Source organism: Gymnodinialimonas ceratoperidinii (genome assembly GCF_019297855.1).
GTDB lineage: Bacteria > Pseudomonadota > Alphaproteobacteria > Rhodobacterales > Rhodobacteraceae > Gymnodinialimonas > Gymnodinialimonas ceratoperidinii.
This window is the reverse complement of sequence record NZ_CP079194.1, coordinates 363,015-383,578: the sequence shown is the minus strand read 5'-3', so window position 1 is coordinate 383,578 and position 20,564 is coordinate 363,015. Positions and strand designations below refer to the sequence as shown.

Below are 20,564 nucleotides of genomic sequence, written 5' to 3'. Positions count from 1 at the left end.
AGCCCGTCTCACGACACCTGCCCAGGTGGCGGAATTGGTAGACGCGCTAGCTTCAGGTGCTAGTATTGGCAACGATGTGGAGGTTCGAGTCCTCTCCTGGGCACCATTCTCGCTTACAACACCCCAATTTTTCAATGGAATCAGGTCTCTGGCTGCCTTCTCGGGTCCACATTTAGGTCCACGGGGGGTCCTCAACATGGTCGTGATGATGAAGCTGAATGGTCTGACGGAGCTCAGTAAGGGGAAGTGGGAGTTCCGGCGTCGAGTTCCCAAGTCAGCCAAGGCGGCGCTGGGCAAGGGCGAATGGAAGCGGGTCATAAAGGCCCGTTCGGATGCCGACCTTTTTCGGCAATACGCCTTGGTCGAGGCGGAGTTCGAGCGCGACGTCGCCACGGCATCCAAACCTAAGCGCAAGCTAACTGCACGGGCGGTGTGGGAGGAAGCTCTTAGGGAAGAGAGCGAAGTCATAGTGAGTGCGGTAGGTCTTTCAGAAGACGAAGCCCGAGAAGTGATTCTGGAAGGGTTGTTGAAAGGAGCGTCCGCAGGGGAGGACGACGTCGGAGGACCTGATGTTGAGCCATTCAGCAAAGAGGATGCATTGGAAGCGGTGACCACCCCCCCGATCATTTCTCGGGGCCGAGATTTCCTGCTGGCTCAGGCATTGCTTAATCGCAATCGTCCGGCACCCGCTATGACGCTCGAAGATGCCCGTGAGGTCTATGTCAAGGAGAGCCTCGGGGGCGGCGAGGCTGTGGAACATCGACCCGCGATGGTGCGCCTTGAGCGCGTCATGCGGCTTGCCGCGGAGGCCGGTCTCCCGGCGTCAACGCCCTTGGTCGGCCTGACCCGCGAGCATGCTCGCAAGGTCCGCGATCACATGGCCTCTCGTTCCCGCCAAGGGAGTGAGAATGAACGGGTCTCCCCTGCGTCGGTCAAACGCGAGCTTGGTCTCCTGCGGACCATGATCTCTTATGGTGGACGCGAGCTTGGTCTCCTTGATCTGGTCAACCCGTTCGAAAAGCTGCCCATTGAGGGCGCGACGGCAGCCACCGGGGCACGGGTCTCTGCTCGCGAGAAGGTGGACCCCCTCCCGTCCAAGATCGCCGCGGCCATGCGTACCAAGTTGAGCAACGATCTCCTGTTGATCTGGCGCTTGCTCGAAGGGACTGGATGCCGCCTCGGGGAGGTGACCGGGCTGCGGGTGTCGGACGTCCGCTTGGACGCGGAGACGCCTCACCTTCGGATCGAGTGGCACGAAGGCCGCCGCCTCAAGACCCTATCGAGCATTCGGTCGGTGCCCCTGATTGGGGTTACCTTGGAGGCCGCCAATGAAGCCGTTGGGTCTGCCGCTGGGGGTGAACTCCTGTTCCCCCGCTATGCCCGGGAGAGGGGAGCGGATGCCGCATCTGCGGCCCTAATGAAGCACCTGCGGAGCTTCACGACGGACAAGCGCCACAAAGTCCACTCTCTCCGCCATGGCATGAAAGACCGCATGCGGAAGGCCGGGGTCGACAAGGCGGCTCAAGACGTGGTCCTCGGCCACGCCGCCCCCAACATCGGGGAGACCTACGGCGGCTCAGAGGGTCTTCTCGCTGTGGCACTCCGGGCGCTTCGGGCTGTCGAATCCTTCGAGGCGGGTGGAGCATCGTAGGGGGTGCCCACTCCCCGAGGTGATCGGGAGGGGTCCCTTTCGGTCAACCCGTGCGGGTCACCGAGAGACCGCGCCAGAGAGGGAGGGTCACCGTCTTCGGCACCGTGGATTGCACCGAGGCATTCGCGGGTCGGCGCCGGAGGGGTTCCCCCGCTCCTCCGCCTGTTCGCAGCGATAGCGCCAATGCTCTTCATTCTGCTGGCGGGCCCCTTTTGCCGCGGTCCTCATGCGCGCGCGACCTTGATGAGGCCCTGCTTCACGGCGACCCCGTAGGACACCTGTGTCCCGTTCAGTAGGATTAGGATGACCCACCCGCCGTTCTTACGGAACGTGATGCCTGCGTTTTAAAGCGCCTCGGTCACCGCCGCATGGTCGAACTGGTTGTCCTTGAAGTTGTCAGTGATGGTGATAGTGGGCACCTGAAGGGCAGTGGTATGCTGCACTTCCAGTGTGAAGACCATGAACGAGGTCGGATTCCTGGGCTGCACTGGTCGTAAATTATGAGATGAACCTTCGTCACGAAAGAGACCCTCATGGGGGGTGCGACCTAAACAGCTAGAGGATGGTTATTATCTCAGCGGATGCCGAGGTCGAGGAAACCCAGCACTCCCGTGAGTATATACCTCTATAGGGAATGCGGGGTATTTTGTGCGGGGTATCTCGGGAGAGCGCTTGTTTCCTTGGTCGCCCAGAAGACGTCGGTCTCGTCGATGAGGCAGAAGTCATCGTCATCGTCGAGGTCCATGGGGGCTATTCGCAACGTGGTGTCGTTCCGCCACAGGGTCGGTCCCTCGAAATTGATTTCTCCGTCCATGAGCGGGCCTAAGTGACCACAGCCCCAATACGGTCCATCAGTTCGCAAGGGGTCGATAGGCCTTCCGGCTGCATCCTGATCGGTGACCTTGATGACTGACCGGAAGGTGGGCTCGAGGGTGATCTGAGGTGCCCGCGCCGGGGAGGTTTCCACCACGGTCTTCCCGTCGAGGAGGGTCTCCTCCATCCAGGCGACGAAGGCATTTGCCTTAATCGGATTCCGACCCTTGGTCTTCGCATTGGCAAACATTGTCACCGCCCTCGGGCTGATGAGGCTGCTCCGATTGCGGCGACCATCGGTGAACCTGAAGGGGGTCACCTCGACCTTGATGGCGTCCGGATGGGAGACGCGGCGAAGGCGGCGGTTGAAGCCTCCTCCTCCCCCGTCCACCTCGAACCCAAGGGCATTGAAGACAGACGGGGCCGAAAGCCAAAGGCGGCCTTCGGTCCTGATGACGTCGATGGAGATGCCCTCGAAGACGTGGGTCTCATGGGTGAAGGCCTCCCCGAAGAGGGGGCGACCGTCATGGTCGGTCACAACGTTCATGGTTGGCCCTTTCTGTTTGGTGGTGGCTGTGGTCATGGTGCAAATGCTGTTTGCCCCACGGAGTCGCTGGGAGGCCTCTCCGAGACTCAACTCGGTTCCCGGCAGGAGAGAGGGGCTTGGAGCCGCAAGATGGTCTTGAGCGGGACCCTGCGTGAATCTGGCGACACGCTCCGGTGCGGAGCTTTGGACAGGCCCACTTGGTCCACGACTTGGTGCGATAGATGCCTCGGCGCGGGTCATAGAAGCGGGTGTCGTCTTCGAGCCCCTCGTCGAGGTCATCCTTGGGGGGCTCTTCGGGGAGTTGGTCGTCCTAGTCCCGTAGGGACTCCCCATGGGCAACCCGGCACCGCTTGCTGCAGAACCTTTCCCGGCGACTGCTCAGGAAGTCCAGATGTCACTGCTTGCAGTGGATCAGAGGGCATGCCCTTCGGCGAGTCTGTTGGCTTCGATGGCGTGGAGCTTTCCCAGCAGGGCCTCGGGGTCGATTGACATGTTCATGCCGTCGCCCTTGGTACCCGCCATCCGTTTTGTCGAAGGAGGACCGGAAGGCCCGCCTCAACGAGCGCGTTCACAACCTCTGTCAGAGAAACCTTTGGGCCCATCTGGGTGGCCGCAAGGTGCTGCTGAAGCAGCTTCACGAGCGCAATGGTCTCCGCTCGCAGGGGAATGTTGCCCCATGTGTTGGTCTTGCTCCCCGATCCATACGGACCGTCGAGATGTTCGGCGCACCAGTAGTCCGAAAGGCGGGCGCGCATCATCTTGTTTAGGTGGCGCTGCTATCGGGTCTTGTCTTCCATGGTGGCTCCGGTTCTGCCGTGGCGCAGTGGAGGTGGAGTGAAGGCCGTGGTCTCGGGTGGTATTCGCATTGTCTGTTCCTTTGCTACGAAGAGCGAAATTCACTGATCGTCGCCCCCACTCACGCGGACACTTAGAACTATCCGACAGAGGGGGCGGTACGGCGATGGCTTGGGCATCCTCGGGTGATGCGCGGAAAAGGACCGGACCCGAGTAAAGGGGCGGGCGGCGGCCACGTTTATGACTTCTTCGCAAGGACAACTCACCCAAGTCCGTCATTCTGTCGGACCCTTGCGGCTGCTGCTGACGACCTGTCGGGTGGACCTACTTCTTGGGCTGGGGAGGATGGGTGAGACCGGAGCGCCGGGCCGGACTCAGGGGCCGCTCAGAGCGGCTTACAGTCTGTCGGGGGGACTGAGATGGGGGTTAGTGTATCGGCGACCCTATTTAGGGGCTGATGTGTGGGCTAATTGACCAACTCGCATGCGGCGGGGTCACATGCCCCAGCGGGCAAGGGCCGCTTCCGCCTCCGCCATGTCCCCACGGATGCGCAGGACGGTCTGGCGGCTCAGGCCCGTCGCTCGGGCCACCTCCGAAGTGCCCGCTCCGGTGCCCGTCATGTCCCTGACCACGGCAAGCTGCGCCCGGTCATAGCTGGGCTTCCGTCCCCGGTAGGCCTCCGCCTTGGTCTCCTTAGCATGCTCGATGCCCGCCCGCTGGGCCTCCTTGGTCGCCTCGGCCTGAGCCTGAGCGGTGGCCGCCATGAAGGCGATGAGCGCGTCTCTCACTGCTTGCTGCGTCGGGTCGGTCGTAGCTCCGTCGAACGTCATGCCGTTGATCACAGTCTTGATCGTCACCCCCTGCCGCATGAAATGCCGGATGGTGTCCGTTACGTCCTGATAGTTCCGCCCAAGGCGGTCCACCCAGCGCACCACGAGAGTGTCCCCTTGGCGGAGTTTGTCGAAGAGCCTGCGACCTTCAGGTCTTTCCGAGAGGATGGTGGAGACCCCGGATTGCCCGTGGTCGGCGATCACCTCGTCAATGATGAAGTCTGCCTTCCGGGCCTGCGCCACCTGGTGGTCAAGTGTCTGGTCGGCGGTTGAGATGCGTGCATACATGATCGTGGTCATGGTCGGGTGTCCTTGGAGGGTGTTCGAATGGGTGATGTCCGTTGGGTATGCTGTCCGAAAGGGCAAGTCAATCTTTACGGACACCCTTTCAGCCACCTCCCGAGCTGTCCACTGAGGTATACCCTAGCGGCCATCCTGCACTTCCAATGACTCAAGTGGAATTCGCTCCTAGACCGGCAAATACTGTGTAAGATGCCACTGACTGCTTTGAGGAATCGTCATGGAAATCTGGATGTGGGTTGTAGGTGCGTTTGTTGTCCTCGCACTCATTGGCTCGTGGCTGAACGCCGCGGATGAGCACAAAGAAAACGTGGCTCTTGCTGAAGAGCATGGCGTGTCGCCTCTACTGATATCGCTACATGGTCCCCTTAGGCCCCAAATGATTTGCCCGCATTGTCAGACTCGAGGATTGGTGATGACGCGCCTCGTCCAAAAGAAGGCTGGAATAAGTGGTGGGAAGGCGACAGGAGCACTCCTCACGGGAGGCGCCTCGTTGTTGGTTACTGGCCTATCTCGCAAGGAGACTATGACAGAGGCGCATTGTGCAGAATGCTCATCCACGTGGCACTTTTGAAGCCCAGTTCTTCATAAACCCTTCAGAAAGTCGCATTGTCGAACCTACCTAGAGGGGGGGTAAGTTCGGTCCGTCACTATCATCTCTGGTTCTCGAATTTGTGCGATAAACTATTCTGGGGTCTCGGCCAGTTCACCGGTCACGCTACGGAACTGCTCAAGCGCAGCCTCAAGGTTATCGACGATTTCAGCCGCCAGAACGTCCGGTGCAGGTAGGCTGTCCAGATCTTCGAGGCTGTCGTCCTTGAGCCAGAAGATATCGAGGTTGAGCTTATCCCTTGTGATTAGCTCCTCGTAAGTGAACCGGCGAAAGCGTTCCGTCTCCCTCCGTTCTTGATAGCATTCCACGAAGTCGTCGAAGTCCGCGCGCGTGAGGCGCTTGGTCTTGAGCGTCTTGTGGACATTTGTTCGGTAGTCATAGACCCAAAGCTCCCGCGTCTGCGCCTCGCGAGAGGCCGGGCGCTTGTCGAAGAACAGTACGTTCGCCTTCACGCCGGGGCTATACCAGATGCCAGTGGGCAGCCGAAGGAGCGTGTGGAAGTTGAATTGCTCAAGGAGCCGCTTGCGGATGCCCTCACCGGCCCGTCCGGCTTCGAACAGGACATTGTCTGGAAGCACCACCCCCGCCCGCCCATTCGCGTCCATCACCGTCATGATGTGCTGCAGAAAGTTGAACTGCTTGTTCGACGTCGTGAACTTGAAGTCCTCGCGCTCGTAGCTCTCACGCTCGGTCGAGACCTGGCCGTCTTCTCCGATGACCTTATAGCTCGACTTCTTGCCGAAAGGAGGGTTGGTTAGCAACACATCAAAACGCTGCCCGCCATCGAAGGCTAGTGCATCGCCCTGCACTACCGGACTTCCACCGTTACCGATGCCATGCAGGTAGAGGTTCATGGCACATAGGCGCACAACCTCGTCTACGATATCGACCCCATGGAAGGACGAGTGCTGCAATTCTCGTAGCTTTGCACGGTCCTGCGATTGACCCTTCATATGGTCGTATGCCGAGAGCAAAAAGCCGCCGGTGCCACAGGCAGGGTCGCACACGCTTTCCCCAATACGTGGATTGACGCATTGGACGATGGCCTCGATGACAGGGCGCGGCGTGAAATACTGCCCAGCGCCGGACTTCACCTCCGAAGCGTTTTTCTCGAGAAGGCCCTCGTAAATCTCCCCCTTCACGTCCACCGTCAGACCAATCCAAGGGCCTTCTTTGTCGATGAGGCTGACGATCCGCTTGAGTTTGGCGGGGTCGGAAAGCTTGTTCTGGGCCTTACGGAAGATTGTGCCGATCAGCCCGTCTTCCCGCGCAAGGGCCTCGAGCGTGTGCCGGTAGTGAGCTTCAAGCGCCTCACCATCCTTCGTGACGAGGGCCGTCCAATTCCACTCTGGTGGGACGGACGAGGGCTCGTTCAGATACTCGACTCGCTCCGCGTCCATCTTGAGAAACAGGAGGAAGGTGATTTGCTCAACATAGTCGCCGTAGGAAATACCCTGGTCGCGAAGGACATGGGCGTAGTTCCAGACTTTGGAAACAAGTTGCTCTCTCGTCATCAGGAGACCTCGTAGGATTGAACAATCAGCGGCTTCGCGCGCTCTAGGTCAGCATGTGAACGGATAGTTATCTCGAGGTCGCCAGTGCCAAAGTGCCCAACGTTTCGAACGTCTCGCGCAAAGCCATCATCCGGGAGTTCCAGTGTAGTAGGGTCAACCTTCAGGTATATCCTCAACACATCGAGTTGCGGTTTGACCTCGACACACGCGAAGTTTTTTATCCGCCGGTAGGCGATGTAGAACTGCAGCGTCTTCTTGATCACCTCATCGCCGATGCTTGTTAGGTATGCGTCGAGGTCCGCGAAGAGGTTTGCGAGTTCGGTATTGGCGTCCTCCAAGCTCTCCAAGATTGTCTTGTACTTGACGACTTTGCTGGAGCGTACGGCATTTTGCACGCTCCCGCTCACTGTCGCCGATACTGCAGTCAACAATTCCAGCGTCAGGAGATCGTCACCGAACGTTTTATAGCGGACAAGCTCAATGTTCCGCCCCATCTGGTTGACCGCATGGGTGTCATACTTGGTGAAGTCCGCGGCGATGCAGATGAGGCGCGGCGCGGTCCAGTCGATCTGTTCCGAGGCCTTCACCCCTAGTGTCTTCATCACCAAGACTTCGAAGTCGCCCCGATGGTCGAGGAGCCAGTCCAGATAAAAGAGACCCTGATTGATGACGTTCTCGCTCGACGTCCGCTTGTACTCGATGATCACGGGTGAGCCGTTTTCGTCGAGCCCAAGGGTGTCCATCCGACCCCCGTTGGAGGTGGCGTATTCGGAGGCCACAAAACGGACCCCGAGGAGCGCTTCAAGGTTCTTCTCGAAGAGAGTCTGCAGGGCCTTTTCGAGCGGAGCCGATGACCCCGCGAGTTCGGCAAAGGCCGTGCCGTCCCGTCGGAACAGCTTGATGTCGCTCATATGTTAGCCTTTCGGGTCTTATTCGCCGGGGCCGCTGCGCGGATGCGGGCGAGCAGTGCGCTTGCGGGTTCGTCCGAGGGGTCCTGCGGGACGAGGTGGCCCGAGAAGGCCTGCTTCAGAATGGATTGGCGGAGCGCGGCGGAGCGCACGAGTTCGGTTTCGCACCAAGATTCCAATTTTTCCAGCTTCGCCAACTGCTCACCCCTAATCGCCGCAATCAGTTTCTGTTCTTCGAAGGTTGGTAGTGGGATAGCGATTTTCTTGAAGTTCGCTAAAGTCACTTTCTGCTGTGCAACGCCTTTCGAGATTTCCCGAATTTGGGTCTGCACCAGTCGCGACTCCATCGCTGCAACGACGAATTCTCGACTTACTCCGGCCTTGGAGGTGGCAAATCGGATGCAGTCGGCGGTGATGATCGCAATTGGTAAGCCGTCTGGATAGATACAAACGTCCCCAGGTGGATCACCCATCTTTGTGATTAGTAGATCGCCAGGATACGCGCGATGAGACGAGAGTTCTTCCGCCTTCTTGTCGTTCACGAACTTCGCGTCATGGCCGCGGAAGATCTTTGATCGAATATGCCTCACGAATATGAGCGGCACTCCTCGGTCTCTGTAGTCTTCGACTTTGAGATTGCTGCCAAAAGGACCGATGCAAAGCGAATTGGCGTCGGATGAGGATAGTTGATCCACGGAAGCCCACACCCACCCCTCCGGCAACTCAGCTAGGCCTGTGGTGTCCGGCGCGGCGGGTTCCTTGTAGCGGCCTCGGCCTACCCAGGTCTCGCGCCGGGTCTTCAGGATTCGGGAGAGAAGGTCGCTGCCATGTTCCAGACGGTCCCGGTTCGCTTCCCGCCAATCCGCGGTCAACTCCCCCGTCACGGCGGCCTTCAGGACCGACTGGCGGTAGCGTTTCAGGAGCGCCTGCACCTGCCGCACCGCCTCTTCACCCTTGTCGAGCCGGGCGAAGAGCGTCTCGATCTTCTCTACGATTCGGCGCTGTTCGGGGACCGGTGGTAAAGAGAATGGGAGGCTGACCACATCGCTTACGCGTATGCCCTTCACCGTCGTGCCAGTGCCCAGTCCCTCGATCTTCTTTGAGATCGACATTAACCAGTATTCGAGAAATGACTTCTCGACACCCTCGGCCGGAAAGAGCGCCTTTAGGTCTTGGTTTATTGCGGTTGCAAACGAGGCACGCACAACCTTCCCTAGGCCCATTCTAGTAGCAATTATCACCGTATCCGGCGGCACTAGCTTCGCGCTGCTGTTTGAAAGGGCCTCCTCAGTGATGTTGAAAACCGTTGCCAATGGTCGCCGTGACTTCATATCCTTCACGGTCATCAGGGGTATGTTGCCTTCGAAGTAATCCGAGCGTGCCTTTGAAGGAGTTCCCCCGCCCACGATTCCAGACAAGACCTCTCCCAGATGGACACTTTCCCAGCTTGCTGGCAGCCTGCGGTCCTTCACGCGACCAGCGCTCCCTGTAGGTCGTCAAGCATGTCGTTTAGCCCCTCCCCGAAAGCACGTCGTGCGGCCACAATGCCGCCCAGCCCCGTGAGGCTTGGGGCTTCCATAAAGTCACTTGCACCGATCTCGGCATTTGCGGCTATAAACGACGCGATGGCGCGGAGCCACCCTGTCTGGTCTTCCGAATACTCCCGCCCTGCCTTTTTCTCGCGACCCAGCCACAGATTGAACCGCTGCTCAACCTTGTCCGCGAAGGGTTCCAGCGTGTCCTCCTGCCCTAATGCAAAGCGGACCAGAGACACCACTTCGGTCAACTGGTCGTCCACCGGAGCGCCGCGGACTTTCGCTGCGTCGAGACGCTTGTAGGCCTGCCAGACGTTATGGGTCGCAAGGTACAAAGGTGGTGCGGTGAGGGCTTCAACAAGCTCCCTGATCGCACCATAGGTCAGCCGCTGCTGTCCCCTTGGCTGATTGTAGAGGATTTGCAGCGCCGTTAGTTCATCCTTGTTCTCTTCTATGAATTCTCGAAACGACGAGACCGTCTGCTCTGCCCGGTTAAGGTCAAAGCCCGCGTTCGTGACCTCATCGGGGGTACCCTCGTCAATAAACTGCTCGGATTGCTGCTTTAGGCGCTTCAAGATCTCTCGCGTATCGGGATTGTCAAATGGCCTGCAAGCGTCCTCGATCAATGCCTCAATGACCTTCCGCTCTTCCTCCGGCGTGCAAACCGGCCCATGCGCGTCGGCGATGGCGGCTACCTGCTTGTCTGGATCGATCGCATCGAGAAGCGCATTGGCAAGGTCGCGCGGCGTCTTTCCATCCGCAGCTGCAGCTACTTTCACGCGGTCCTCGTCGTCTAGCTTCCGGTCAAGGGCAGCAAGGCGCGCCGCAAGGGATGAAAGCGCGTCCTCGTCGCGGCGCCCCTGAGCGATCTGATCTATCAAAGCGTCAAAGCTGACTGAACGGTTGCGTTCAAGGGGTTGCGAGGCCGACTTCTTGGTCTCGGAAACCCCCACGGCGTCGATCAAGACGAAGCGGGTCTTGGTTTGTGCATCCGGCGTGACAGCCTTGAGATCGGCGTCAGGGATGGTGCGGACGCCGCGTCCCTTCATCTGCTCGTAGTACCCCTCCGACTTCACGTCGCGCATGAAGATCAGGACTTCGACGGGCTTGATGTCGGTCCCGGTGGCGATCATGTCCACGGTTACAGCGATGCGCGGAAAGGGATCGACTCGGAAGGCCTTGATGAGCGACTTCGGGTCCTCACCGGTGTTCCGGTAGGTGATCTTCTTGGCGAAGTCGTTGCCTTCACCAAAAACCTCTCGGGCCGCGAGGACTATCTCCTCCGCATGACTGTCGTCCTTGGCAAAGATTAGGGTCTTAGGCAGCCATTCCCCGGACCGCTCAGGGAAGAGCTCCGTGAAAACTCGGTCCTTGAAGGTCTGAAGAATGGTCCTGATCTGGTTCGGGTTGACCACAGACCGATCCAGCTCTTTGCTCGTATAGTCGATATCTTCATCGAGTTCCCGGTAGCGCACCGCTCGGGTCCGCTTGTCTCGCACCGGCACCTGAAAGCCTGCGCCGTCCACTGTTCCACCCTGCTCCGTCACACGCGTGCGGATGCGGTACACCTCGTAGCCCACGTTCACACCATCCGCGACGGAACGCTCGTAGGGATATTCCGCGACGAGGTTCTGATTGAAGAACCCGAGAGTGTGCTTCGAGGGTGTCGCGGTCAGTCCGATGATCGACGCATCGAAGTACTCAAGCACTTGCCGCCAAAGGCCATAGATCGAGCGGTGGCATTCGTCAGTAATGATGAAGTCGAATGTCTCGATGGGGATTTCGGCGTTGTATGCGAGTGGCGGGACTTCGCCTTCATCTCCAACCCATGTCTCGAAGGCCGAAGCCTCCTCATCCTCCGGCACAATCTCGTCACCCTTCAGCATGGAATAGAGGCGCTGGATGGTCGTGATCACCACCTTCGCGTCCGGGTCGATCCGATGTGAATGGAGGTGCTGAGCGATATAAGTGTCCGTAAAGCGATTGGCCGATGCATGGGGTAAGAAGTTCTGAAACTCCTTGAGCGTCTGATCGCCCAGGTTGTTGCGGTCTACGAGAAAGAGGATGCGCTTCGCGCCACCATGGCGGATGAGGCGGTACGAGAACGAGCAGGCCGTGAATGTTTTTCCGGCCCCGGTGGCAAGCTGGATCAACGCGCGCGGGCGGTCCTCGACGAACGACCTTTCCAAGCCAGTGATTGCCTCAATCTGACAGTCACGAAGGCCCTTGGAGTCAAGCCGCGGGAAACCCTGCAGGCGTCCCCTGAGCGTGTCGGGTTCCTTGAGCCACGCAAGCAGGGTCTCGGGCTTGTGGAAGGCGAAGAGGCGGCGTGACCGCGGCTTAGGGTCCCGCGTGTCGCGGAAAAATGTCTCATCACCCGTGCTCTCGTAGTCGAAACGGAGCGTCTCCTGCCAACGCGCGAGGTGGTCGGGCAGCTTCGCCATATATTTCTCGGACTGCTCCGCGACGCCGCTCAGGGTGACACCCGCCTTCTTGGCCTCGATCACCCCGGCAGCCTTGCCCTCGACAAACAGGAGGTAGTCGCACGGCCCTGCTGGGAGCGAAAACTCTCGAACCGCGACCCCAAGGGCCGCGTTGCGATTCATCTTGTCTTTCTCTTGCAGGACCCACCCGGCTTCAGAGAGCAGGCCATCTAACTTCTTCCGTGCAATCTGTTCCGGTGCAACCATGTGAAACGCCAATAAAATACTGGCTGGGAACGTATCAGGGTTCCGCGCAATATCAACTCAGAGTGCTCCATACCCTCAAACGCTCAATTGCAATTCGAACGGCATACGTGAATGGCGAGCAGCTTTCGCGTTGAGGCATGGACAGCATTGCGCAGTCCGGCACGGATGGCCGGTCAGTGCACTTTAAGGGTCACTCCTCGCCCGGCCCGAAAACCCTTTCCTTGATCACCAATACGCCGATGCAGATGAAGACGCCCCAGATGCCGGGGACAGCGATAGCTGCGATACCAAAGGCACCGCCCAACAGCACTGCAAGGAGAGATGCACCCCCAAGGAAGAAGATTAGCTTGCTTAATTTGGACTTGCTCACGCTGTGTTCCTGTCTCGGGCGACCCTTCCCCGAATAACTTGACGCCACTCTCGCGTTTTCGCTAGGAATTTCCTGCGCAGGTCCACAATTCGGTCCCTTGCAGGTCCACACTCGGGAAGGAGCTCGAGGCTTAGCATCTGAAAAAGCAGGGTTTTATGAGGTTTGGTTTTCAGTAAAGGTCTTCTCCTGGGCACCATTCTCTCCGGCCGACATGGGTCGCCGTGCAGAGGTCGAACCCCCCCTCAAATTTGATCCAAACCGATGCGATGCTTCACGCAGGCTGCGCAATGTCCTTTAGCGCCTCGGACGCGAGGGTGAAGGATTTCAGCCGCGCGTCATGATCGTGGATCATCCCTGTGACGATCATCTCATCGGGCTGATAGGTCTCTGCCAGCTTGCCAAGCTGTTCGCGCACCGTCTGCAGGCTGCCGGTGGCAGAGCAGGAGAGCGCGTGCTGGATCTGCGGCAGAATTGAAGGCGGTATTTCCAAGCCAAGGTCCTCGACCGGGCGAGGCAGTTTGCCGGGGCGGCCAGTCCGCAACCGCGCGAAGGCCAGCAATTGTGATGACCGCAGATACTCGGCCTCTTCATCGGTCTCGGCCGCGCAGACGCCTGCCGCCATCATGAAATAGGGCCGTTCCAGCCACTTCGACGGACGAAAGCTCTCGCGGTAGGTGGCGATCGCCTGTTCGAGCATCGCGGGTGCGAAGTGGGACGCGAAGGAGTAGGGCAGCCCGAAATGCGCCGCCATTTGCGCACCATAGAGGCTGGAACCGAGGATCCAGACCGGCACATGCGTGCCCTGTCCGGGGATCGCCCTGATCCGCGCGACATCGTCCGCATCGTCAAAATAGCCGAGCAGTTCGACCACGTCCTGGGGAAAGCTGTCGTTTGCATCAAGGTGACGCCGCAAGGCTTGGGCCGTAACGCCATCGGTTCCCGGCGCGCGCCCAAGTCCCAGATCGATGCGATCGGGATGAAGCGTCGCAAGCGTGCCGAATTGTTCGGCGATCACCAAAGGCGCGTGATTTGGCAGCATGATGCCGCCCGCCCCGACGCGAATCGTCTTCGTGCCTGCCGCGACATGCCCGATCACCAAGGACGTTGCAGCGCTGGCAATGCCCGGCATGTTGTGATGCTCCGCCAGCCAGTAGCGATGGTAGCCACAAGCCTCGGCCGTGCGGGCAAGGTTCAGCGTATTCGCCAGAGCATCGGCCGCGGTGCCGCCTTCGGGGATCGGAGAGAGGTCGAGAAGGGAGAATCGGTCCATGGTCTACCTCTGTGCAGGCTTTGGTGCGGGATCAGCCGGGCCTCAGGCGCGGCAAGGATGATGAATAGTCGACATATGCAGGGCAGGTCCCGATGCAAGACGACTCGGACCCTTGGCGTGGCGTCAGGGTCGATCCGGGTGAGCCCGGTTCTCGTAGGCTCTGAAGGTCACGCCAGATCGTCAGGACAGTTGAGATCGACGACATCGCCCTCCACATGCAGGGGCGCGCCTGTCACCGATTGCAGATCGTCCATCGACAGGCGTGCCACCTTTTCGCGCAGAACGAAGTGCCCATCCAAGATATCGATCACGGCCAATGACGAGTAGATCCGCGTGACGCAGCCGACGCCGGTCAGAGGCATGGTGCAACGCTCGACCAGTTTCGGATCGCCCTTTTTGGTGACATGGTCCGTCAGCACGGCGATCCGCTTGGCAGATTGCACAAGGTCCATCGCGCCGCCGACGGCAGGAATCCCGCCCTTGCCGGTGGACCAATTGGCCAGATCACCGTTCTGCGCCACCTGATAGGCCCCCAGCACTGCAAGATCCAAGTGACCGCCCCGGACCATGGCGAAGCTGTCGGCATGATGGAAGAACGCGGTGCCGGGCTTCAGGGTGATGGCCTTTTTGCCGGCATTGATCAGGTCCCAGTCTTCCTCGCCGGGCGCGGGGGCTTCTCCGAAATCCAGTACACCGTTCTCGGTATGGAAGATCGCCTGTCGGCCTTCGGGTTGGAACCGGGCGACCATCTCGGGGAAGCCGATACCGAGGTTCACATAGGCGCCGTCTTCGATGTCCTGCGCAGCGCGCCATGCAATCTGCGCGTTCGACAATTTGTGCTCTGCAAGATCGATCATGGGTACGCGGCCTCCGCTCGGTTCAAGGTCTCTTCCTGCGCGGGGTCAGGGACCTCGACGACGTGATCGACAAAGATGCCGGGTGTGATGACATGTTCCGGATCGATCCCGCCAAGCGGCACGATTTTCGAGACTTGCGCAATCGTGGTTGTGGCGGCCATGGCCATCACCGGATTGAAGTTCCGCGCGGCCATTCGGTAGGTCATGTTGCCGTGGCTGTCGCCGAGCTCTCCCTTGATCAGCGCGAAGTCGGCCTTGAGCCAGCGCTCGCGGATATAGAAGCGCCCCTCGAACTCCTCGACGGGTTTCCCCTCCGCCACTTCGGTGCCGTAGGCCGTCGGCGTGTAGAAGGCGGGGATGCCTGCACCGCCGGCGCGAATACGCTCTGCCAATGTGCCCTGCGGCACGATCTCCAGCTCGATTTTTCCGGCGTGGTAGGTATCGACGAAAACGCTCGGGTCAGCCGAGCGGGGGAAGGAGCAGATCAGCTTGTCGACCCGTCCCTGCTCGATCAGCGCCGCAAGGCCGACATGTCCGTTGCCCGCGTTGTTGTTCACAACCGTGAGGTGCTTTGCGCCTTGATCGATCAGTGCGTGGATCAACTCGATCGGCGCGCCAGAGCCGCCAAATCCGCCGATCATCACTGTTGCGCCGTCAGGAATTCCGGCAACGGCGTCGGCCGTGCTTCCTATGGTCTTGTCCATCTGAGATCTCCTTCGCCACTCGCATACCGAACCCTCGCGGGAGGTCCAAGTGCTGCGGGCAATGCAGCCGCGCACCTTACGGGATGAGCACGTGAAACGAGCGCGTAATGTCCGCCACCAAGGCTGCCTGCGCCTTTTCCTTATCGCCGGTACGCAGTGCAGCAAGGATTTCTTCGTGGTGCATGTGTTCCGAGATCATGCTCGCCGTGGGGCGGTTGATGATCAGGTTGAGATAGGCACCGTATTGCAGCCACAGCGCCTCGATCATCGGAAGCAGAACCTCGGACTCGCTGAAGCTGTAAAGCATGTGGTGAAATTCGTGATTGGTCACGAGGTCGGGCAGGTTGTCCGGGCCGGCTTTGGGACGCTTCAGGATGGCTTCCAGCGCGTCGATACCGTCGGGTGTGATCCGATCCATCGCCTGCGCCAGCACGAGGCTTTCGAGCGCCAGGCGGGCGGACTTCAGATCCGCGGCGCGTCGGGCGTCGAAGGGTGGCACCATCAGCTTGCGGGACGCCGTGTCCACCAATGCGCCTTCGGCAACAAGGCGGCGGACCGCCTCGCGCACCGGCGTCATCGAGACTCCGAGCTGATCCGCCAGATTGCGAAGGCTCAACACGTCGCCGGGCGCAAAGTCGCCTCTTGTGAAGGCATCCCGCAACGAGAAGTACACATTTTCACGCAGCTTCAGCGGATCGAGACGGGCGATGGTGGGTGTACTCATGACGGCTTGACAGTTCCAAACTGTATCGTTGATAAAATATCACATATCACAGCTAAACCGGTCAAGCACGAAAGGCGGCTCATGGAAACGGACGGAGAGAAGGGCTTCTGGCTCTACGATCTCAGGGTTGAAACCGTGCTGGATGGGCGAACGCCCGTGTGCCGCCACGTGGAGGGTGAATCCTTCCGTGTCGTTGGCGAGAACCTCGTTTTCGACGGTCCGGCAAAGATCTCCATGTTCGCTCTCGCGTCGGTGCTCCCGCTCCTGCCTGCCAAACAGCGAGAGACCGCAGCCGACGATTGGATGTCCACGGACGCCGAAGTCGCCTGCCCCGATCCGCATTGCGGTGGCCGTCTGCGCATCGTGCGCGAAGACCGGCGCTGGTTTTCCCATGCAGCAACCACCGGGTTGCCGGACCAGCGCGGAACCCCCTACTGGAAGGAAGAAGAATGACCGTGGAAACCGCTGACCTGCGCCCCGGACACCGCATCTCGCGCGTCATCAAAGGCGGCTGGCAACTGGCTGGCGACCACGGCGAAGTCCGCCGCGAAGACGCCATCGCGGATATGGAGGCGTTCCTCGACGCCGGGATCACCACCTTCGATTGCGCCGACATCTACAAGGGCGTCGAAGAAATGATCGGCCATTTCATCGCTGACGTGCGTCGCCGGCGCGGGGCCGAAGTCGCCGACAAGGTGATGGTGCACACCAAGCTGGTCCCCGACCTCGGGCGCCTCGCCGACATCCGCCCCGACGAGGTCGAGGCCATCGTCGACCGGTCCCTGCAACGGCTGCAGATCGAGCAGATCCCTCTCGTGCAGTTCTTCTGGTGGGACATGGCGATCGGGAATGCCGTCGAAGCGCTGGATGTGCTCAAGGAATGTCAGCGGAAGGGCAAGATCGCCAATCTCGGCACCACCAACTGGGACGCGCCGGTGATGGACCGCTTCATTGACGCGGAGTTCGACGTCGTTTCGGCGCAGGTGCAATATTCGCTGCTCGACCGACGGCCCGCCGGGGCCTTTGCCGAGTGGGGTGCGCAGCGCAACGTGCAGATCCTGTGTTACGGCACGCTAGCCGGTAGCTTCCTCACCGACGCGTGGCTCGGCAAGCCCGATCCCGGCTTCGAGTTCGAGAACCGCAGCCTGATCAAGTACCGTCTGATCATCGACGAATTCGGCCCCTGGGACCTGTTCCAGGCCTTGCTGCGCACCCTGAAAGCCGTGGGCGACAAGCACGGCGTATCATTGGCCGCCGTCTCGTCGCGGTGGGTTCTGGATCAGCCTCAGGTTGCCGCCGCCATCGTTGGCGCGCGGTACAAGCGACACCTGCCCAAGACGCTGGAGATCTTCGACTTCTCCCTCGACGACGAAGACCGCGCCGCGATTGGTGCGATCCTCGATCAGGCCGCTGGACCCAATGGCCCTGTCTACGGGCTGGAGGGAGACCGGAACGGGCGCCACGGCAAGATCATGAAGTACAACCTGAACACCAACCCCGCCGACAAGGTACACGCCGAATGATCACAGCGCTGAACGCTACCGAAGGAGGGGCGTGATGCTCTTCTCGATCGCCAACAGGGTTCTGTACCCGCTGTTGCTCATCACGTCGGGGTGCATCCTCATCTTGATGGGCGTGTCGTTCTCGGACGTGATCCTGCGCAGCCTGAACCGGCCCATCCCCGGCGCATATGAAATCACCGAGATCGCCGTGGGCGCGATGGTCTTTTCTGCCCTGCCCCTGGTCACGCTGCGCCAGGATCATGTCAGGGTGACGCTGTTCAGCGCGTTGGCGAAGAAACACCGCTGGCTGCAGCTGCTCTTCACGACTGTGAGCCGCAGTATCGCGGTTGTCGTCTTCATCTTCTTCGCATGGCATCTTATGCGGCTCGGCAACCAGATGAACAGCAACGGCGCGCGTGCCATTTTTGCAGGCTTCCCCCTCGCGCCCTTCGCGTGGTTCTCCGCCGCGATGTGCCTCGTCTCAGCCGTCGCCACGCTGTTCAGCCGCAAGGACCCTGCGTCCGAAGGCGTGGGGGAATTCTGATGACGATCATGCTCTGCGCCCTCGCGCTGCTCTTCCTTCTGCTGTTCCTTGAGGTGCCCATCGCCATCGCGATGCTGGCAATCGGAGTGGGCGGTTTCGCCTGGATCGTCGACTGGGGCCCCGCCGGCTATATGGCGGCCGATACCGCCTATCGCACCGTGCACAACTTCAACATGTCGGTGATCCCGCTGTTCATGCTGATGGGCAATTTGATCAGCCGGGCCGAGATCTCGAAAGAGCTGTTCGATCTCGCCTACCGCTTTGTCGGCCATCGCCGCGGCGGGTTGGCGATCTCCACCGTTATCGCGGGCGGCATGTTCGCGGCGGTCTGCGGCTCCAGCCTCGCTTCCTCGGCCACCATGGGTCGCGTCGCCTATCCCTCGATGAAGCGCTATCACTACGACGACAGCCTTGCCGCCGGATCCATCGCCGCCGCCGGGACGCTTGGCATCATGATCCCGCCGAGCGTTGTGTTGATCGTCTATGGCATCCTCACCCAGACCGACATTGCCCTCCTGTTCATCGCGGGCATCATTCCCGGCCTCATTGGCGCCGTCCTCTATGTCGGCGCGGTGGTTTTCGCGACCTCGATCAACCCTGACGCGGGCCCGGCGGGCGAACGCAGCACCTGGCCCGAGCGGTTTCGCGCGTTGCGCTCCGTCGGCTCGGTGATCCTGCTTTTCGGCCTGGTGATCGGTGGCATCTACGGCAACTTCTTCACCCCGACCGAAGCCGCTGGCGTGGGCGCTGTCGGAGCGCTCGCGATTACTGCCTACCGCCGCAAGCTGACCGTTCGCACCCTGCTCGAGACCCTTGGCCAGACCGCGATCATGAGCGCCTCGATCTTCTTCGTGCTCGTCGGCGCGCAGATCTTCGGCAACTTCATCAACGTGGCGGGATTCACTGCCGAGCTGAACAGCTTCGTCACCGGATTGGAGCTGCCCGCCTGGGCCATGATGCTGGTGATCGTGGCGATGTACCTGATCCTCGGCTGCGTGCTGGAGAGCATGTCGATGCTTCTCCTGACCATCCCGATCACCTTCCCGCTGATCCTCCATCTGGGCTATGATCCGGTCTGGTTCGGCATCGTCGTGGTCACGTTGGTCGAGGTCGCGCTGATCACGCCGCCTGTCGGCATGAACATCTACGTCCTGCAGGGTGTCCTGCCCAATGTTCCGCTGCGCAAGATGTTCGCAGGCGTCACGTACTTCGTCTTCGCCGACGCCATCCGCATCCTCTTGCTCATCCTCGTTCCGGCCTTGGCGCTCTGGCTGCCCGGGCTGATGTGAACCCACAACAAACTTAACCAACAAGGAGAAGATACAATGAAAAGAAGAACATTCACCGCCGCCCTCTCCGGGCTCGCGATGCTGGCAAGCGGCACGGCTGCATTTGCCGAAGACGTCACGCTGCGGTTTTCCAACTGGCTGCCGCCCACCCATCCGATCATCACCGACATGATCGAGCCCTGGGCCGCCGATGTGGCCGAAGCCACCGAGGGCCGCGTCACCGTTCAGATCCTGCCCGCCCTGGGTGCCCCCGGCGCGCATTTCGACATGGTCCGCAACGGCGTGGCCGACATTGCCTTTGCCGTGCACGGCTACACGCCTGAGCGTTTCAAGCTTACCGAGATGGTCGAACTGCCCTTCACCGCCGAGAACGCCCAGGTGAACTCGATCGCTAACTGGCGCACCTACCAAGAATATTTCATGGGCGCGAACGAGCATGAGGGCACGCACCTTCTGGGCCTCTGGGTGCCCGGCTCCTACCAGCTCTTCACCCGCGCGGGCGTCGAAGAGATCGAGGACCTCGACGGATTGCGCATCCGCGTGCCCGGCGCCATCGTCGAGCAGATCGCGACCGAGCTTGGCCTCGTCTCCATCTCCTCGCCGCTGACGGAAGCCTACGACCAAATCTCCCGCGGGATCATCGACGGCATGTTCCAGACCTACGGCACGGTGATGGATTTCAACATGTCCGAGCACATGCCCGTCGTCTTCACCGTCCCCGGCGGCTTCGCAGCTTCCAGCCAGTTCATGGTGATGGACGAGGACGCATGGAACCGCATCAGCGCCGAGGATCAGGCCGCCATCGACGCCCTGTCGGGTGAAGCCATGGTCAGCCGTTTCGCCGAGGTCTGGCAGGCCCACAACGCGTCCTCCGCCGAAGCTCTGATTGAAGGCGGCTTGACCCGTCACGAGCTGGAAGGCGAAGATCTGGCCCAGATGCAGGAGCTTCTCGCGCCGATCCAGAGCCAGTGGGTGGAAGCCGCCACCGAACGTGGCGTCGACGCCGAAGCGGCGTGGAGCTTCTATCAGGAGCAGCTGGATGCCGTCGCTGAAGAGCTTGGCGTTTCGCGCAACTAAGATCATGGGGCGGGGCCAAACGGCCCTGCCC

Annotated in this window: 17 protein-coding genes and 1 tRNA gene; 7 read left to right on the top strand and 11 right to left on the bottom strand. The window is 60.5% G+C overall.

The features are described 5' to 3' along the window. Positions 1-19: 19 nt before the first annotated feature. Together KYE46_RS01935 and KYE46_RS01930 are read left to right on the top strand one after the other, a co-directional pair. Positions 20-106, top strand: a tRNA-Leu gene (locus KYE46_RS01935). A 90-nt stretch (positions 107-196) separates the two neighbouring features. Beyond that, the gene (locus tag KYE46_RS01930) at positions 197-1,651 is read left to right on the top strand and encodes a tyrosine-type recombinase/integrase (protein WP_219003101.1); all 1,455 of its coding nucleotides are present in this window, start codon (positions 197-199) and stop codon (positions 1,649-1,651) included. A gap of 625 nt (positions 1,652-2,276) precedes the next feature. On the opposite strand, the gene KYE46_RS01925 is transcribed toward KYE46_RS01930, so the two are convergent. The 11 genes from KYE46_RS01925 to KYE46_RS01875 form a co-directional block, all read right to left on the bottom strand. Continuing rightward, complete coding sequence (locus tag KYE46_RS01925) at positions 2,277-3,047, bottom strand: hypothetical protein (protein WP_219003100.1); 771 nt, start codon at positions 3,045-3,047, stop codon at positions 2,277-2,279. Positions 3,048-4,300: 1,253 nt separating this feature from the next. After that, complete coding sequence (locus KYE46_RS01920; protein WP_219003099.1) at positions 4,301-4,936, bottom strand: recombinase family protein; 636 nt, start codon at positions 4,934-4,936, stop codon at positions 4,301-4,303. 684 nt (positions 4,937-5,620) lie between these two features. After that, entirely contained in the window at positions 5,621-7,063 is a 1,443-nt protein-coding gene (locus tag KYE46_RS01915; protein ID WP_219003097.1) for a type I restriction-modification system subunit M, read from the bottom strand. Beyond that, complete coding sequence (locus tag KYE46_RS01910; protein ID WP_219003095.1) at positions 7,063-7,974, bottom strand: endonuclease NucS domain-containing protein; 912 nt, start codon at positions 7,972-7,974, stop codon at positions 7,063-7,065. The genes KYE46_RS01915 and KYE46_RS01910 overlap by 1 nt, the downstream gene beginning before the upstream one ends. After that, positions 7,971-9,443 carry a restriction endonuclease subunit S gene (locus KYE46_RS01905; protein WP_283095205.1) on the bottom strand — a complete coding sequence of 491 codons (1,473 nt, stop codon included), beginning with the start codon at positions 9,441-9,443 and terminating at the stop codon, positions 7,971-7,973. Before KYE46_RS01905 ends, KYE46_RS01910 begins: the two co-directional genes overlap by 4 nt. Next, positions 9,440-12,196, bottom strand: a complete 2,757-nt coding sequence (locus KYE46_RS01900; RefSeq protein ID WP_219003091.1) for a type I restriction endonuclease subunit R — start codon at positions 12,194-12,196, stop codon at positions 9,440-9,442. The genes KYE46_RS01905 and KYE46_RS01900 overlap by 4 nt, the downstream gene beginning before the upstream one ends. 190 nt (positions 12,197-12,386) lie before the next feature. Next, entirely contained in the window at positions 12,387-12,566 is a 180-nt protein-coding gene (locus KYE46_RS01895; RefSeq protein ID WP_219003090.1) for a hypothetical protein, read from the bottom strand. Positions 12,567-12,837: 271 nt separating this feature from the next. Beyond that, a complete protein-coding gene (locus tag KYE46_RS01890; protein ID WP_219003089.1) occupies positions 12,838-13,836 on the bottom strand; it encodes an LLM class flavin-dependent oxidoreductase in 999 nt (332 codons plus the stop codon). 167 nt (positions 13,837-14,003) lie between these two features. Continuing rightward, entirely contained in the window at positions 14,004-14,693 is a 690-nt protein-coding gene (locus tag KYE46_RS01885; protein ID WP_219003088.1) for a 3-oxoacid CoA-transferase subunit B, read from the bottom strand. After that, complete coding sequence (locus tag KYE46_RS01880) at positions 14,690-15,397, bottom strand: 3-oxoacid CoA-transferase subunit A (RefSeq protein ID WP_219003087.1); 708 nt, start codon at positions 15,395-15,397, stop codon at positions 14,690-14,692. The genes KYE46_RS01885 and KYE46_RS01880 overlap by 4 nt, the downstream gene beginning before the upstream one ends. Positions 15,398-15,473: 76 nt before the next feature. Next, a complete protein-coding gene (locus KYE46_RS01875; protein ID WP_219003086.1) occupies positions 15,474-16,121 on the bottom strand; it encodes a GntR family transcriptional regulator in 648 nt (215 codons plus the stop codon). An 81-nt stretch (positions 16,122-16,202) separates the two neighbouring features. Here KYE46_RS01875 and KYE46_RS01870 point away from each other — a divergent pair, with 81 nt between their 5' ends. The 5 genes from KYE46_RS01870 to KYE46_RS01850 are packed head-to-tail and all read left to right on the top strand — an operon-like array spanning position 16,203 to position 20,533. After that, positions 16,203-16,574 carry a TIGR04076 family protein gene (locus tag KYE46_RS01870; protein ID WP_219003085.1) on the top strand — a complete coding sequence of 124 codons (372 nt, stop codon included), beginning with the start codon at positions 16,203-16,205 and terminating at the stop codon, positions 16,572-16,574. Then, the gene (locus KYE46_RS01865) at positions 16,571-17,644 is read left to right on the top strand and encodes an aldo/keto reductase (RefSeq protein WP_219003084.1); all 1,074 of its coding nucleotides are present in this window, start codon (positions 16,571-16,573) and stop codon (positions 17,642-17,644) included. The genes KYE46_RS01870 and KYE46_RS01865 overlap by 4 nt, the downstream gene beginning before the upstream one ends. 34 nt (positions 17,645-17,678) lie before the next feature. Beyond that, on the top strand, positions 17,679-18,167 hold the full coding sequence (locus KYE46_RS01860; protein WP_219003082.1) for a TRAP transporter small permease: 489 nt from the start codon (positions 17,679-17,681) through the stop codon (positions 18,165-18,167). Further along, positions 18,167-19,456 (top strand): TRAP transporter large permease, encoded by a 1,290-nt coding sequence (locus tag KYE46_RS01855; RefSeq protein WP_219003080.1) that lies wholly within the window; start codon positions 18,167-18,169, stop codon positions 19,454-19,456. The genes KYE46_RS01860 and KYE46_RS01855 overlap by 1 nt, the downstream gene beginning before the upstream one ends. Before the next feature lie 36 nt (positions 19,457-19,492). Then, positions 19,493-20,533, top strand: a complete 1,041-nt coding sequence (locus tag KYE46_RS01850; RefSeq protein ID WP_219003079.1) for a TRAP transporter substrate-binding protein — start codon at positions 19,493-19,495, stop codon at positions 20,531-20,533. Positions 20,534-20,564: the final 31 nt, after the last annotated feature.

What these genes read in the sequence shown, in the direction of transcription:
- KYE46_RS01930 (WP_219003101.1), top strand. Translation starts at nt 197, where the DNA reads ATGGTCGTGATGATGAAGCTGAATGGTCTGACGGAGCTCAGTAAGGGG.
- KYE46_RS01925 (WP_219003100.1), bottom strand. Translation starts at nt 3,047, where the DNA reads ATGACCACAGCCACCACCAAACAGAAAGGGCCAACCATGAACGTTGTG.
- KYE46_RS01920 (WP_219003099.1), bottom strand. Translation starts at nt 4,936, where the DNA reads ATGACCACGATCATGTATGCACGCATCTCAACCGCCGACCAGACACTT.
- KYE46_RS01915 (WP_219003097.1), bottom strand. Translation starts at nt 7,063, where the DNA reads ATGACGAGAGAGCAACTTGTTTCCAAAGTCTGGAACTACGCCCATGTC.
- KYE46_RS01910 (WP_219003095.1), bottom strand. Translation starts at nt 7,974, where the DNA reads ATGAGCGACATCAAGCTGTTCCGACGGGACGGCACGGCCTTTGCCGAA.
- KYE46_RS01900 (WP_219003091.1), bottom strand. Translation starts at nt 12,196, where the DNA reads ATGGTTGCACCGGAACAGATTGCACGGAAGAAGTTAGATGGCCTGCTC.
- KYE46_RS01890 (WP_219003089.1), bottom strand. Translation starts at nt 13,836, where the DNA reads ATGGACCGATTCTCCCTTCTCGACCTCTCTCCGATCCCCGAAGGCGGC.
- KYE46_RS01885 (WP_219003088.1), bottom strand. Translation starts at nt 14,693, where the DNA reads ATGATCGATCTTGCAGAGCACAAATTGTCGAACGCGCAGATTGCATGG.
- KYE46_RS01880 (WP_219003087.1), bottom strand. Translation starts at nt 15,397, where the DNA reads ATGGACAAGACCATAGGAAGCACGGCCGACGCCGTTGCCGGAATTCCT.
- KYE46_RS01875 (WP_219003086.1), bottom strand. Translation starts at nt 16,121, where the DNA reads ATGAGTACACCCACCATCGCCCGTCTCGATCCGCTGAAGCTGCGTGAA.
- KYE46_RS01870 (WP_219003085.1), top strand. Translation starts at nt 16,203, where the DNA reads ATGGAAACGGACGGAGAGAAGGGCTTCTGGCTCTACGATCTCAGGGTT.
- KYE46_RS01865 (WP_219003084.1), top strand. Translation starts at nt 16,571, where the DNA reads ATGACCGTGGAAACCGCTGACCTGCGCCCCGGACACCGCATCTCGCGC.
- KYE46_RS01860 (WP_219003082.1), top strand. Translation starts at nt 17,679, where the DNA reads ATGCTCTTCTCGATCGCCAACAGGGTTCTGTACCCGCTGTTGCTCATC.
- KYE46_RS01855 (WP_219003080.1), top strand. Translation starts at nt 18,167, where the DNA reads ATGACGATCATGCTCTGCGCCCTCGCGCTGCTCTTCCTTCTGCTGTTC.
- KYE46_RS01850 (WP_219003079.1), top strand. Translation starts at nt 19,493, where the DNA reads ATGAAAAGAAGAACATTCACCGCCGCCCTCTCCGGGCTCGCGATGCTG.